The organism is Bacillus tequilensis, assembly GCF_012225885.1.
Taxonomy (GTDB): Bacteria; Bacillota; Bacilli; order Bacillales; family Bacillaceae; genus Bacillus; species Bacillus tequilensis.
Genome location: NZ_CP048852.1, coordinates 3,196,958 through 3,209,823, shown reverse-complemented (window position 1 = coordinate 3,209,823; position 12,866 = coordinate 3,196,958). Strand labels below are relative to the sequence as shown.

13 protein-coding genes are annotated in these 12,866 nt (G+C 43.7%); 7 read left to right on the top strand and 6 right to left on the bottom strand.

What is annotated here, in order from left to right:
• The first annotated feature begins 1 nt into the window (after position 1).
• Genes liaF through liaR form a run of 3 tightly spaced genes read left to right on the top strand, consistent with a single transcriptional unit; the run spans position 2 to position 2,419 of the window.
• Entirely contained in the window at positions 2–727 is a 726-nt protein-coding gene (liaF, locus tag G4P54_RS17020) for a cell wall-active antibiotics response protein LiaF (RefSeq protein ID WP_024713572.1), read from the top strand.
• The gene (gene liaS / locus G4P54_RS17015; protein WP_024713573.1) at positions 724–1,806 is read left to right on the top strand and encodes a two-component system sensor histidine kinase LiaS; all 1,083 of its coding nucleotides are present in this window, start codon (positions 724–726) and stop codon (positions 1,804–1,806) included. The genes liaF and liaS overlap by 4 nt, the downstream gene beginning before the upstream one ends.
• Positions 1,784–2,419, top strand: coding sequence for a two-component system response regulator LiaR (gene liaR / locus G4P54_RS17010; RefSeq protein ID WP_167873315.1), 636 nt, complete (start codon positions 1,784–1,786; stop codon positions 2,417–2,419). The genes liaS and liaR overlap by 23 nt, the downstream gene beginning before the upstream one ends.
• Before the next feature lie 7 nt (positions 2,420–2,426).
• Here liaR and gerAC read toward each other — a convergent pair whose 3' ends face one another.
• Genes gerAC through gerAA form a run of 3 tightly spaced genes read right to left on the bottom strand, consistent with a single transcriptional unit; the run spans position 2,427 to position 6,053 of the window.
• Positions 2,427–3,545 (bottom strand): spore germination receptor protein GerAC, encoded by a 1,119-nt coding sequence (gene gerAC, locus G4P54_RS17005; RefSeq protein WP_167873314.1) that lies wholly within the window; start codon positions 3,543–3,545, stop codon positions 2,427–2,429.
• Entirely contained in the window at positions 3,542–4,639 is a 1,098-nt protein-coding gene (gene gerAB / locus G4P54_RS17000) for a spore germination receptor protein GerAB (protein ID WP_167873313.1), read from the bottom strand. The genes gerAC and gerAB overlap by 4 nt, the downstream gene beginning before the upstream one ends.
• Positions 4,608–6,053 carry a spore germination receptor protein GerAA gene (gene gerAA, locus G4P54_RS16995; protein ID WP_167873312.1) on the bottom strand — a complete coding sequence of 482 codons (1,446 nt, stop codon included), beginning with the start codon at positions 6,051–6,053 and terminating at the stop codon, positions 4,608–4,610. Before gerAA ends, gerAB begins: the two co-directional genes overlap by 32 nt.
• A 116-nt stretch (positions 6,054–6,169) precedes the next feature.
• Here gerAA and G4P54_RS16990 point away from each other — a divergent pair, with 116 nt between their 5' ends.
• Both G4P54_RS16990 and fumC read left to right on the top strand, forming a co-directional pair.
• Positions 6,170–6,355, top strand: a complete 186-nt coding sequence (locus G4P54_RS16990) for a YvzF family protein (protein WP_003221676.1) — start codon at positions 6,170–6,172, stop codon at positions 6,353–6,355.
• 66 nt (positions 6,356–6,421) lie between these two features.
• Positions 6,422–7,810: a class II fumarate hydratase gene (gene fumC, locus G4P54_RS16985; RefSeq protein ID WP_167873311.1), complete on the top strand. Its 1,389-nt coding sequence runs from the start codon at positions 6,422–6,424 to the stop codon at positions 7,808–7,810.
• A 39-nt stretch (positions 7,811–7,849) separates the two neighbouring features.
• On the opposite strand, the gene G4P54_RS16980 is transcribed toward fumC, so the two are convergent.
• Positions 7,850–8,725, bottom strand: a complete 876-nt coding sequence (locus tag G4P54_RS16980; protein WP_167873310.1) for a TetR/AcrR family transcriptional regulator — start codon at positions 8,723–8,725, stop codon at positions 7,850–7,852.
• 168 nt (positions 8,726–8,893) lie between these two features.
• On the opposite strand from G4P54_RS16980, the gene spxO reads away from it, so the two are divergent.
• Positions 8,894–9,058, top strand: coding sequence for an anti-adapter protein SpxO (gene spxO / locus G4P54_RS16975; protein ID WP_032681718.1), 165 nt, complete (start codon positions 8,894–8,896; stop codon positions 9,056–9,058).
• Positions 9,059–9,086: 28 nt separating this feature from the next.
• On the opposite strand, the gene cssS is transcribed toward spxO, so the two are convergent.
• Both cssS and cssR read right to left on the bottom strand, forming a co-directional pair.
• On the bottom strand, positions 9,087–10,442 hold the full coding sequence (gene cssS / locus G4P54_RS16970; protein WP_167873309.1) for a two-component system sensor histidine kinase CssS: 1,356 nt from the start codon (positions 10,440–10,442) through the stop codon (positions 9,087–9,089).
• On the bottom strand, positions 10,439–11,116 hold the full coding sequence (gene cssR, locus G4P54_RS16965; RefSeq protein ID WP_167873308.1) for a two-component system response regulator CssR: 678 nt from the start codon (positions 11,114–11,116) through the stop codon (positions 10,439–10,441). The genes cssS and cssR overlap by 4 nt, the downstream gene beginning before the upstream one ends.
• A gap of 276 nt (positions 11,117–11,392) precedes the next feature.
• Here cssR and G4P54_RS16960 point away from each other — a divergent pair, with 276 nt between their 5' ends.
• A complete protein-coding gene (locus tag G4P54_RS16960; protein ID WP_167873307.1) occupies positions 11,393–12,769 on the top strand; it encodes a S1C family serine protease in 1,377 nt (458 codons plus the stop codon).
• The last annotated feature ends 97 nt before the right edge of the window (positions 12,770–12,866 follow it).

Sequence of the window (12,866 nt, the reverse complement as noted above, 5' to 3'; positions counted from 1 at the left end):
AATGACAAAAAAACAGCTTCTCGGATTGATCATTGCTTTATTCGGCATCAGCATGTTTTTGCAAATTATCGGAATAGGCGATCTGCTGTTTTGGCCGCTCTTTTTTCTGATTGCCGGCTATTTCTTAAAAAAATATTCCCGTGATTGGCTTGGCTCCGTCATGTACATCTTTGCTGCGTTTCTATTTTTGAAAAACCTCTTCAGCATCACCTTCAATTTATTCGGCTATGCGTTTGCCGCATTTCTGATTTACGCCGGCTACAGGCTTGTCAAAGGGAAGCCGATATTTGAACCGAATGAAAAACAGGTCAACCTCAATAAAAAAGAACATCATGAGCCGCCGAAAGATGTAAAACATCCCGACATGCGCAGCTTTTTTATCGGAGAGCTTCAGATGATGAAGCAGCCGTTTGACCTGAATGATTTAACTATTTCTGGTTTTATCGGCGATATTAAAATCGATTTATCTAAAGCAATGATTCCCGAGGGAGAGAGTACAATCGTCATTAGCGGAGTCATTGGAAATGTTGATATTTATGTCCCATCAGACCTTGAAGTGGCTGTCAGCTCGGCTGTTTTTATCGGTGATATCAATCTGATCGGCTCAAAGAAAAGCGGATTAAGCACAAAAGTCTATGCCGCGTCCTCCGATTTCAGCGAGTCGAAGCGCCGTGTCAAAGTGTCTGTTTCCTTATTTATCGGTGATGTGGATGTGAAGTACGTATGAGAAAAAAACTGCTTGCGAGTCTCCAATGGCGCGCCATCCGCATGACAACGGGAATCAGCCTGCTCCTTTTTGCCTGCTTGATTTCCTTTATGATGTTTTATTATCGGCTCGATCCGCTTGTTTTGCTGTCATCAAGCTGGTTCGGAATTCCGTTTATCCTGATATTGCTGCTGATCAGCGTCACGGTCGGCTTTGCCTCAGGGTATATGTACGGCAATCGGCTGAAGACAAGGATTGATACATTAATTGAATCCATTTTAACCTTTGAAAACGGCAATTTCGCTTATCGGATACCGCCGCTTGGAGATGATGAAATCGGCCTGGCCGCCGATCAGCTGAATGAAATGGCGAAGCGTGTGGAGCTTCAAGTCGCTTCCTTGCAAAAACTTTCAAATGAACGTGCGGAATGGCAGGCGCAAATGAAGAAGTCAGTCATCTCCGAAGAGCGCCAGCGGTTGGCAAGAGACCTTCATGATGCGGTCAGCCAGCAGCTCTTTGCCATATCGATGATGACAGCAGCCGTATTGGAACACGTCAAGGATGCAGATGATAAAACAGTCAAGCGGATCAAGCTGGTCGAGCATATGGCAGGTGAAGCCCAGAATGAAATGAGGGCGCTATTGCTCCATTTAAGGCCTGTTACCCTTGAAGGAAAAGGACTAAAAGAAGGGCTTACAGAGCTTTTGGATGAGTTCCGCAAGAAACAGCCGCTTGATATTGAGTGGGATATTCAGGACACGGCGATATCCAAGGGTATGGAGGATCATTTGTTCAGAATCGTTCAGGAGGCCCTTTCAAACGTGTTTAGACATTCAAAAGCCTCTAAAGTATCGGTCATTTTGGGCATAAAAAACAATCAGCTCCGGCTGAAGGTGATTGATAATGGAAAAGGCTTTAAAATGGATGAGGTGAAAGCATCCTCATATGGCTTGAACTCTATGAAAGAGCGTGCAAGCGAAATCGGCGGGGTCGCCGAAGTGATTTCAGTAGAAGGAAAAGGCACACAAATCGAAGTGAAGGTTCCGATTTTCCCGGAAGAAAAAGGAGAGAACGAACGTGATTCGAGTATTATTGATTGATGATCATGAAATGGTCAGAATGGGGCTCGCGGCTTTTTTAGAGGCTCAGCCCGATATTGAGGTCGTCGGAGAAGCGTCTGACGGCAGCGAAGGCGTGCGGCTTGCTGCGGAATTGTCGCCTGATGTCATTTTAATGGACCTTGTCATGGAGGGCATGGATGGGATTGAAGCAACAAAGCAAATTTGCCGGGAGCTTCCCGATCCGAAAATTATTGTGCTCACAAGCTTCATAGATGATGACAAAGTGTACCCGGTCATTGAAGCGGGCGCGCTCAGCTACCTATTGAAAACCTCAAAAGCGGCTGAAATCGCCGATGCCATCCGCGCTGCAAGCAAGGGAGAGCCAAAGCTGGAATCAAAAGTGGCGGGAAAAGTATTATCCCGGCTGCGCCACTCAGGTGAAAACGCGCTCCCGCATGAATCACTGACAAAGCGGGAGCTTGAAATTCTCTGCCTGATCGCAGAAGGAAAAACAAACAAAGAAATAGGCGAGGAACTCTTTATCACCATTAAAACAGTTAAAACCCATATCACCAATATTTTATCAAAACTGGGTGTCAGTGACCGGACGCAGGCCGCGGTGTATGCACACCGGAATCATCTTGTGAAATAGGCGGCCGTTAATCGGACGCGCCTTTTGTCCCGAAGTCTCTCACAACCACATTGACGCGATAGTCTATTTCCGCCGTGCTGAAATAATCATCATCCCATTTTCTTGCGATTTTTTTCCACTTTTGAGGATAATGAATTCTGACCTCGTTTCCCAACCCGGTTACATCCGCCTTGATATCTTTTTGCAGTTTGCCCACGAACGCGGTCACTGTTTCACGCAATTGTTTTTCCACGGTTTTTTCGATCCCTTTTATATAGGAATCCTTAAAAGAGTCTTCCTTAGGATTCCAGTCCTCGGATAACCGACCCTCAATATTGCGTGTTACGGTAAACTTGAACTTGCCGTCTTTGTAGTCTGTTTTGATCTTGCGATTGGCGGAATACACTTCATAAGAAAAAAGTTTGCCGTGATGTCTCATATCAATGACGCCGCCTTGGACAGTGCCTGTGAATAAATTAATATTTTGCACCTCGCCCGGAGTTAAATCCCGCAGCCAAAATTTATTTTTAATGATAGAAGCACCATTGATGGCAAGCCTTCCGTTTTCCTCTCCGACATGAGGGATAAGAAACGAATCGTCAGAGGTTAAGTGTTCCGAAATTTCTCCCAGTGTAACAGGCTTCATCATTCGGATCGTCACTTTATTGTTCTCAGTCAGATCATAAATCACATTAGACGCCGGATCACCTTCATCATTCATTTTCAATATATCTTTTGTGCGGCCATCATTAACGAATACAAACGAGCTTCTTCTTGTTCCGTTGTCTCTGACAAACTGATTAATGATTGCATCCATCCCGACATGATCAGCAATAACGTCTTTAGAAAAGAGGATGACACGCAAATGCTGAGAAAACGTGGGATTATTCTTTAATGCTGCCGTTCTCATCATTTGATGCACTGTTTCGCCCTTTGTGAAAACAATCTTAGTCGGATCAGTTGAAGATCCTTCTTTTGAGCTGATTTTTTTCGGCACGAGAATTTGCTGAGTCAGCTCTAAATTTTTATCATCAGACTTGTCTATGCCCACACCGATCACCAAGCTTAATTCCTCAATATTCTGGCTGTCCCAGCATCCGGACAGCAAAATGGTGCACATCAAGATACATATCATGCGAACGTTCATTTTGCTGTAATCCTCCTTTTGACCGCGACAATAAAAAAGATAACGTAAGGAAGCAAAAACAGAAAGATGAAAATATAACCGAGATAATCGCTGTACATCATAACCTTATTGGCATCATCCGGCCACAGAGAAAAATAATAGGTTGCCGCACCGATGAGAATCAGGCTTTTCTTCGTTGATAATCCAATCGTTTTCTTCAGCCCTTTAGCTGCAAAATATCCGTAAATGACAAACGTAGTGAAAAATTGAATGATCCAGACGACCAGCAGAAAAGATTCAAACCGTTCAATGAATATGCCTTTCAGTTCAAAGGACTGAAAGAGAGAAATGGTTGGCCATATCAGTGTTTTGACCTCAGGAGCAGTCAATGCGCCAACCACGATGATGTATGTCAGGATGTACAAAAGAATCGGAATCAGAAACCCGAAAGACGCGTATCTGAATATCTTTTTCTTTTTCTTCATATGCTCAGGCAGAAACAGCATAATTTCCATGCCCAAAAAAGAGATCGAAACAACCGTAAGCGAGTTCGCGACAGGGCCGAGACCTTCACCTAAAACGGGCCGCAAATTATCAAGGTCAAAAATCTTAAAGCTGATAGCGAATAAAACCAGCAAAATAATGATCGTAATGACCAGATAAAAAGGAAAAAGACGCGATATATCATTTAATCCTCCAATGATTAAATAAATGCCGCAGCCGATAAACGCTAAAACAATCACCTGAATCGGCGTTCTCTCCAGCAGAAAAAACTTCACTATGTCCGCCATGGCCCGGGTTTCAAAGCTGGCTACCGCGATAAAATAGCAGCAGATCAAAAGGCCGAGGAAGCTGCCGATCCATTTGCCAAGCCCTTCCTGTAAATATTCAAACAGAGAAGGATACTGATGTTTTTTCTGAATAAGCGTATTTAAATAGATGAATAAAATGAATACAAAGCCTTCCAAAATCAGCGCAATCCAGCCGTCAGGAGTGTTTGCTTTCCCGGTCAGCGCTCTCGGTAATGTTAACAGACCGGCTCCCAGCATCGTATTTGCAATGATAGAAACCCCCTGGAAGGTATTAAGTTTGATTTGAGTCTGTTTTTGGCTCATTTGGATTATTCGCCTCTTTTGTTTTGTTTTTAATTGGGAGACGGATAATGGAATCGTCCGTATTTTTCATGCTGAAAAATCCGGTTGGCGAAAAATACGGAGATCCAAAGCTCGTTTGTCTCGCTAGGTGACTATAAATCACAAGCATAAATAAGATAATCCCGTACAGCCCGAGAATAGCGGCGGAAAACATCGAAATAAAACGCAGCACCCGGAAAGACAGCCCCATTCCATATTGGGGAACGGTAAAGGATGCGAGAGCGATGACGCTGACAACGATGACCATAATCGAACTGACGAGATTCGCTTCTACAGCAGCCTGTCCGATGACCACGCCTCCAACAAGACCGATTGTCTGGCCGAGCGGGTTGGGCAGGCGGAGACCGGCTTCTCTCAACAGCTCGATGGTTACTTCCATCAGCAGAGCTTCAAATATCGGCGGAAACGGCACATTTTCCCTGTTTGCCGAAATCGTGACGGCGAGTGCGGTCGGCAGCAGCCCTTGATGGAAGGAAACGAGTGCGATATAAATTGATGACAAAAACAAGGTAATAAAGATAGAAGCAAAACGCAGCAGCCGGATAAGAGACGCTGAAATCCAGCGTTCATAGTAATCATCCGGGGACTGCATCAGGATGCCGAGAGAAACCGGGACCAGTAGCACAAAAGGTGAACTGTCGATCAAAATGGCCACTCGGCCGTTAAACAGGGCCGACGATACTTTGTCTGGTCTTTCTGTACTTTGAATCTGCGGAAACGGTGAATATTTATTATCTTCAATGAGCTCCTCAAGCGTTCCGCTGTCTTGGATATCCTCCAGCTGGATATTTTTCAGCCGCGCTTTTACATCCTTTATGATGGACTTTTTTGCTTTGCCTTCAATGTACATAATGGCCGCCGGCTTCAGTTTGTTTTTGCCGATCATGATTTTTTTGGTGGTTAATTCCGGATGAGAGGTTCTTTGTCTGATCAAAGCGAGATTTGTATTGAGATCTTCTACAAATGCAACTTTTGGGCCGCGAACGACTTTTTCAGTTGTCGGCTCTGCCAGGCTTCTTGTTTTTTTCTGTCCTGTGGTCAGGATATAGGCTTTGTCCAGTCCGTTGACAAACACGGCACAATTGCCGTTGAGAATCGACTCCACCGTTTTTTCCGCGGTCTCAACGGGTCTTGCGTCAAGCTGATCAAAGCGTTTTTTGACCTGATCAAGCGTTAAGGTCTCCTCGTCTTTGATTAAGGTTTTAATGGATTCTGACACTTTATGCTCGTCATTCAATTCACTGAAATAGAGATAGTAAAAAACCAGTCCGTTCGCCAGCATTTTTTTGTTTTTGACCAGATCATCATTTTCTTTTAATTTTGGAAGCACCAATGCTAAATTATCATGTATATATTCCTTAAACGTGTGTTCCAAGGAAGTCACCTCTTATCCCAGTCCTTATTAGAGGTTATCTTTTCCTGTTAAAAAAATGATATACTGTGTTAGAGTATTTCATGATGTGAGTTTTTTATGAAAGCGGAGGAGACAAAGTGGCACAGGTAAGGCTTGCTGGAAAACAAGAAGAAATAGAACAGCTCATCAGGTCATTTGAGAAGCACTATGATGTGTCTTATACATCAAAGGAGTATGGCAGAACGAATCCAAAGTACAAATATTCAAAGGATTCCCGCGTATATCTTGAATTAAAATTAAAATCTGCCAAGATCGAAAAATAAAGAGGATTTTTTATTTCACTGGCGAATTATGATCTAATGAAGCAACCGTTATGGAGGGATACATAAATGGAATACAGAATTGAACGAGACACCATGGGAGAAGTAAAGGTTCCTGCTGATAAATTTTGGGGCGCCCAAACACAGCGAAGCAAGGAGAACTTCAAGATCGGTTCTGAAAAAATGCCGATGCGTGTTGTGAAGGCGTTTGCAATATTAAAACGAAGCACGGCGCTCGCTAATAAACGCCTCGGCAATCTGGATGCGGAAAAAGCAGAAGCGATTGCAGCGGTTTGTGATGATGTGCTCAAGGGCAAATACGATGACAACTTCCCGCTTGTCGTATGGCAGACCGGCAGCGGCACTCAAAGCAATATGAACATGAACGAAGTGGTAGCCAACCGCGCGACTGCTTTATTAAAAGAAAAGAACTCTGACCAAACGATTCATCCAAATGATGATGTAAACCGTAGCCAAAGCTCAAACGACACATTCCCGACTGCGATGCATGTTGCCGCTGTTTTGGCTGTTTATGAGCAGCTTGTGCCTGCGCTTGATCAGCTTCGCAATACATTGGATGAAAAAGCGAAAGCATACAACGATATTGTCAAAATCGGACGCACGCATCTTCAAGATGCTACGCCTTTGACGCTCGGACAGGAAATCAGCGGATGGGTTTACATGCTGGACCGTTCGAAGGAAATGATTTTGGAAGCGACAGATAAAATGCGTGCCCTTGCAATCGGAGGAACGGCTGTCGGAACCGGAATCAACGCTCACCCAGAGTTTGGAGAGCTTGTCTCAGAAGAGATCACAAAACTGACCGGCCAAACGTTCAGCAGCTCGCCGAATAAATTCCACGCGCTGACAAGCCATGACGAAATCACTTATGCGCATGGTGCATTAAAAGCGCTTGCGGCTGACTTAATGAAAATCGCCAACGATGTCAGATGGCTTGCAAGCGGACCTCGCTGCGGCATCGGGGAGATCGTCATTCCTGAAAATGAGCCGGGCAGCTCCATTATGCCTGGTAAAGTCAACCCGACACAAAGTGAAGCATTAACAATGATCGCAGCGCAAATCATGGGGAACGATGCAACAATCGGCTTTGCGGCAAGTCAGGGGAACTTTGAACTGAACGTGTTTAAGCCTGTGATTATTTACAATTTCCTGCAATCTGTGCAGCTGCTTAGTGACGGCATGAATTCATTCCATGATAAATGTGCTGTCGGTATTGAGCCTGACAAAGAAACGATCGAGGAAAACCTGGCAAATTCATTAATGCTTGTTACGGCGCTGAACCCGCATATCGGATATGAAAACGCGGCGAAAATTGCCAAGCTCGCTCATAAAGAGGGATTAACGCTGAAAGAAGCTGCTTTGAAGCTTGAATTGCTGACCGAGGAGCAATTTAACGAAATGGTTAAGCCTGAAGAGATGGTAAAGCCAAAGGCGTAATAGAAAGAAAAAACGGCTGCTTTTTAAGCAGCCGTTCTTCTAAATATGTTGCTGTTTTAATAGGTATTTAAGCTGCTCCGCATCTTTGGCGAGAGCTTCAGACTCCGTCAAATTATGAATCATTCCTTTTATGATCGCCAGCTTCGGTGTTTTTTTCTTCATTTCTGCTTCAAGTATGTCCAAGCTCTCCGATAATTCAAGAGAGGAGTTTGTGTGTAAGCTGTTAATTTTGTCACGAAGGCTTTTCACAATCGATTCAGTCAGCGGGTCAGGCCGTCCGTGTGTAAGAGGCCCAAATAAAGAGCTTGCCTCTTCCAATGTGATGAAAGGCTTATCGTGTCGTTCAGACATGCCTTTTACCATATCATCAATTCGATTCATAATGATGTCGGCTAATTGATCCGGCTTTACACTGTAATCGAGCAAAATCATGCATTCCAGATAAATCTGGCTGATGCCCTCAATTAAGAAACAAAGCTCTGCGGTGTACGGTTCCGCTGCTTTTCCGTAAATGTTCAGCAGGCTGTCAATATGAAATTGAAGTGAGGACTGGCGGATTTTTTTTGCGCATTGCTCCACTTCTTCTGTGTAAGGCAGGGAGCCTTCCTTCATTTGCATGCTGATAAAATCCTTATGTTCAAGGACATTTTCGTAGAGTACGGTCAGCTGTTTGCGGTAAGCCGTTCTCGGGCTGTCGCCCTTCGTTTTAATATTTAAAATTCGGGTAAACGTTTTATCATAATAGTAGTTCAGCATAGAAAGAAGAAGCGCTTCTTTCGAAGGAAAATAAATATAAAAAGCGCCTTTAGATATTTTGCATTCTTTTGCGATTTCCTGAACTGAAGTTGAGTTGTATCCTTTTTGCGCAAATAGTTTTAAGGCTGTTTCAATAATCAGCTTTTCTTTTTCCTTCAATGGTTCCACCCTTTCAGAGCCCGAAGGCCTCATTAGGATATGACCATATAGTCACACCTTCTATTATAAAATTAACCTTATTGTAACTTGTTTTTTTATCATGTATTATTTATATTATATATTGAGATGACCGAATGGTCAAAGCTCAAGCGAAAGGGTGAATCTAAAATGAAAGAATTGGACGAAATGATCAGCCGCTTGCGAAACAGAGGAATCAAAGTGGAGAAAGTCAAATATCCGAAACAGACCTTGTCAGAGAAAAAATGGGTTCATCAATGCAAACAGCCGCTCAAAGCAAATTACAGAGATTTTAACGGCTATTCTTTCACATAAAAAAATAGACTGCAAAAACATGTACAGTCTATTTTGGCACTGCTATGCGGTAAGTTACACCCGTTTTGTCATTTTCAATTGAGATAGACGCCTTATGAAGAGTTAAAATTCGTTTTACGATGCTGAGACCAATGCCGAATTCGCCTTTCTTCCCTTTATTAAATGGCTCATATAGGCTGGAGAGCATCTCATCTTCAATATGCGGGCCGTCATTTTTAATGGTGATCACGATATTCCGATCATCTTGTTTCATGCTGATTTCTATTTTTGTGTCAGCATAGCGGATTTGATTTTCCAGAATATTTTCGAAGAGTTTGTTCCATTGCTCCGGATCGCCCATCATCAGAATGTCTTCTTCTACATTAATTCTCCACGATAATTCTTTCCGCGCCCATTTCAGTCTTTCGATGACTTCTTCCGTCACTTCCGCGATACTGAACATATCGTACTCCACTTTTTGCTTTGCTAAATAATCCAGCTTCGTTAAATATAATAAATCCTTTATTTTTTTCTCCAGTTTAAGGGCTTCGCCTTCAATGACATCTACTGTATTTTCAAGATTTCCTTTAGGGAAAATCCCGTCTTTAATCGATTGCGTATAGCCTCTGATGACCATGACCGGCGTTTTTAAATCGTGAGAGATATTTTGCAATAGGGTTCTTTCTGTTTCGTCCTTTTGCACAAGCTTTTGGCGCATCTCTTCAATGGTATGGCCCAATTTGCCGATCTCATCTTTCCGGTCCACTTTCACTGGGTCATCCCAATCCTGTTCGGAAATCCGTTTGACGTGCTTTTCAAATGCCACGAGAGGCCTTGATAGGTACTTCGCAAGCCAAATGGCCGGAATCCAGCTTAATAAAATGACAACTGCTATAATAAACAGAAGCTGTTTGAATAGGGTAAAGGCCAGGTCGTCCCGATAAGAATCAAGCGCGTAAGAGAGCATCATTGCTGATTGTCCATTGACGGAGAGCCCCTTTTTAATGACAAAAAACACTTTCTCTCCATTGATATCGGCGCTGTACCGTTTCTTTTTGGCCTCCTGCTTATCGGCCAGCTTGTACACCTTATGGATAAACGAAGACGACAGAATGCTTAAATCCTTATCTGAAGAAGCTTCTTCATTTTCTGGCAGGAGCACGTGCTGTACGGAGCGGACGGTGGTCGGCGCGGTGGCTTCTTCGCTGTAATAACGCCTTTCAATTGAACCCGGCAGGCGGTACTCTGTCAGAACATGCTGCTCATTTTCAATTGTCGTATACGTTTCATTCGTAAAGAAATCGCGCAGCGTGTTTGAAAATAAGACAAGCAGTAAAAGGGATATTGCTAACAGGATGCCGGATATGACAACCCATATTTGAAACGAGAGCGGTTTGTTTTTCATGATGTCATCATCCTGTAGCCGAACCCGTAAATCGTCTCCACCTTCAATTCAGGCATCTTTTTGCGCAGTCTCCGGACAAGGTCATCAACAACACGGTCCGTTCCGAAATAATCATGCCCCCATACGTTAACGAGAATATCCTCACGAGAGTATGGATGCCCTTTATGGTGGATAAATAATAGCAGCAGATCAAATTCCTTCGACGTCAAATTGATGATATTTCCGTTTTCATCATAGACTTCGCGGGCATCTTCAGCGACCCGATACGAAGAGACGGTGATTTCATTTTTTTGGACAGGCGGAGCATCTTTATAAACGAGCTGCAGCAGCTTTTGCACACGGATAATCAGCTCCCGCGGCAGAAATGGCTTTGAAATGTAGTCATTGCTGCCAAGCTCTAAGCCAAGCACTCTGTCAATATCTGCATCTCGGGCGGAAATAAAAATGACCGGCACGTCAGGATCTTTCGCTTTGATTTCTTTTATTAATGTATAGCCGTCGGTATCCGGCAGCATGATATCGAGAATCCACAGGTGGGGAGACGGCGTCATTTTCTTTCTGGCGTCTTCACCTTTCGTAAAAGATGTAATGTTCCAGCCCTCATTCTCTAAATACTTCGTGAGCAGTTCATTCAGGTTATCCTCATCTTCAACTAGATAAATGGTGTATGACAAGGCTCTTCACATCCTTTCAACGTCATTATAAACTAGTTTTAACATACGGCAGGACATTTTCATAATTTCACATATTCTTTTCATTTTTATCCCACAATGTTTGTTTATGATATGTTTAAGGGAAGGAAGGAAGAAAAAGAGCGAGGAAGATGTAGGATGATGAAACATATTCTATTTTGGTGCTTTGCTTTTCTCCTCATTATTGGGACAATTGAACTTGTACATGCGATGAATATGTAACGATAAATGAAAAATCGTTAAAGGAGTGTAAGAACCATGGATTATCGACGTGATGACCAAAACGATCAACATCAAACAGAATCTTCACATACAGAGCATCCGAACATAGAAAACCGGCAGCTGATTGAACATCCTGAACAGGAATTGCTTGACGCGCCTGTTTCATATGAAGCGGGAAAGCAGGAAACAGCTTCTGCGTTAGAAATGGAAAAGAAAGAAACGGCTGTGAAAAAGGAAAAGAAACGGAGAGCCGCATGGCTGAGTCCGATTTTAGGCGGGATTATCGGCGGGGGCCTGATGCTCGGTGTCGCGCCTTATCTGCCGTCAGACCAAAATCAGGCGACCGAGACGGCTTCCGCCAATAAACAGGTGCAATCTAATAATTTTTCAACGACACCGATAACGAACGCTTCAAACGTTGCTGATATGGTAGAGGATTTAGAGCCGACGATTGTCGGCATCTCAAATATCCAAACCTCTCAAAATAACACATTCGGCACGGGTGGCGGCTCCAGCTCAGAAAGTGAAAGCGGAACCGGGTCAGGCGTCATTTTCAAAAAAGACAGCAATAAGGCGTATGTCATCACAAACAACCATGTCGTTGAAGGCGCTAATAAACTGACTGTCACGTTATACAATGGGGAAACGGAGACTGCCAAGCTTGTCGGCAGTGATACCATTACTGATTTGGCTGTTCTGGAAATCAACAGCAAGAACATCAAAAAAGTGGCGAGCTTCGGTGACTCTTCAAAGCTGCGTACGGGTGAAAAGGTCATCGCCATCGGAAATCCGCTCGGTCAGCAGTTTTCCGGCACGGTAACACAAGGCATCATCAGCGGACTCAACCGGACGATTGATGTGGATACAACACAAGGTACGGTGGAAATGAACGTGCTGCAAACTGACGCAGCGATCAATCCGGGGAACAGCGGAGGTCCGTTAATCAATGCAAGCGGTCAGGTCATCGGCATCAACAGTTTGAAGGTGAGCGAAAGCGGCGTGGAGTCACTTGGATTTGCGATCCCAAGCAATGATGTCGAGCCGATTGTTGACCAGCTGCTGGCAAAAGGGAAAGTAGATCGACCATTTTTAGGCGTGCAAATGATTGACATGTCGCAAGTTCCTGAAACGTATCAGGAAAATACACTTGGCCTGTTTGGAGATCAATTGGGCAAAGGTGTTTATGTAAAAGAAGTTCAAGGGAATTCACCAGCAGCAAAAGCCGGCATCAAATCTGAGGATGTCATTGTCAAACTAAACGGCAAAGACGTGAAAAGCAGTGCGGATATCCGTCAGATCCTTTACAAAGACTTGAAAGTCGGAGATCAAACGACAATCCAAGTGCTGAGAAACGGAAAAACGAAAACATTGAATGCGACATTGACCAAACAGACAGAAAGCAGCACAAGCTAAGAAAAAAAAGCTGAACCCGAAAAGGGGACTGACCCCATAAGATGAGACAAATAAAAAACACCTTCAAGTTTGAATACGGATGATTGTTATCCGAAAT

Coding starts and splice junctions, on each gene's coding strand:
- liaF (WP_024713572.1), top strand. CDS start 2: ATGACAAAAAAACAGCTTCTCGGATTGATCATTGCTTTATTCGGCATC.
- liaS (WP_024713573.1), top strand. CDS start 724: ATGAGAAAAAAACTGCTTGCGAGTCTCCAATGGCGCGCCATCCGCATG.
- gerAC (WP_167873314.1), bottom strand. CDS start 3,545: ATGAACGTTCGCATGATATGTATCTTGATGTGCACCATTTTGCTGTCC.
- gerAB (WP_167873313.1), bottom strand. CDS start 4,639: ATGAGCCAAAAACAGACTCAAATCAAACTTAATACCTTCCAGGGGGTT.
- fumC (WP_167873311.1), top strand. CDS start 6,422: ATGGAATACAGAATTGAACGAGACACCATGGGAGAAGTAAAGGTTCCT.
- spxO (WP_032681718.1), top strand. CDS start 8,894: ATGAAAGAATTGGACGAAATGATCAGCCGCTTGCGAAACAGAGGAATC.
- cssS (WP_167873309.1), bottom strand. CDS start 10,442: ATGAAAAACAAACCGCTCTCGTTTCAAATATGGGTTGTCATATCCGGC.
- G4P54_RS16960 (WP_167873307.1), top strand. CDS start 11,393: ATGGATTATCGACGTGATGACCAAAACGATCAACATCAAACAGAATCT.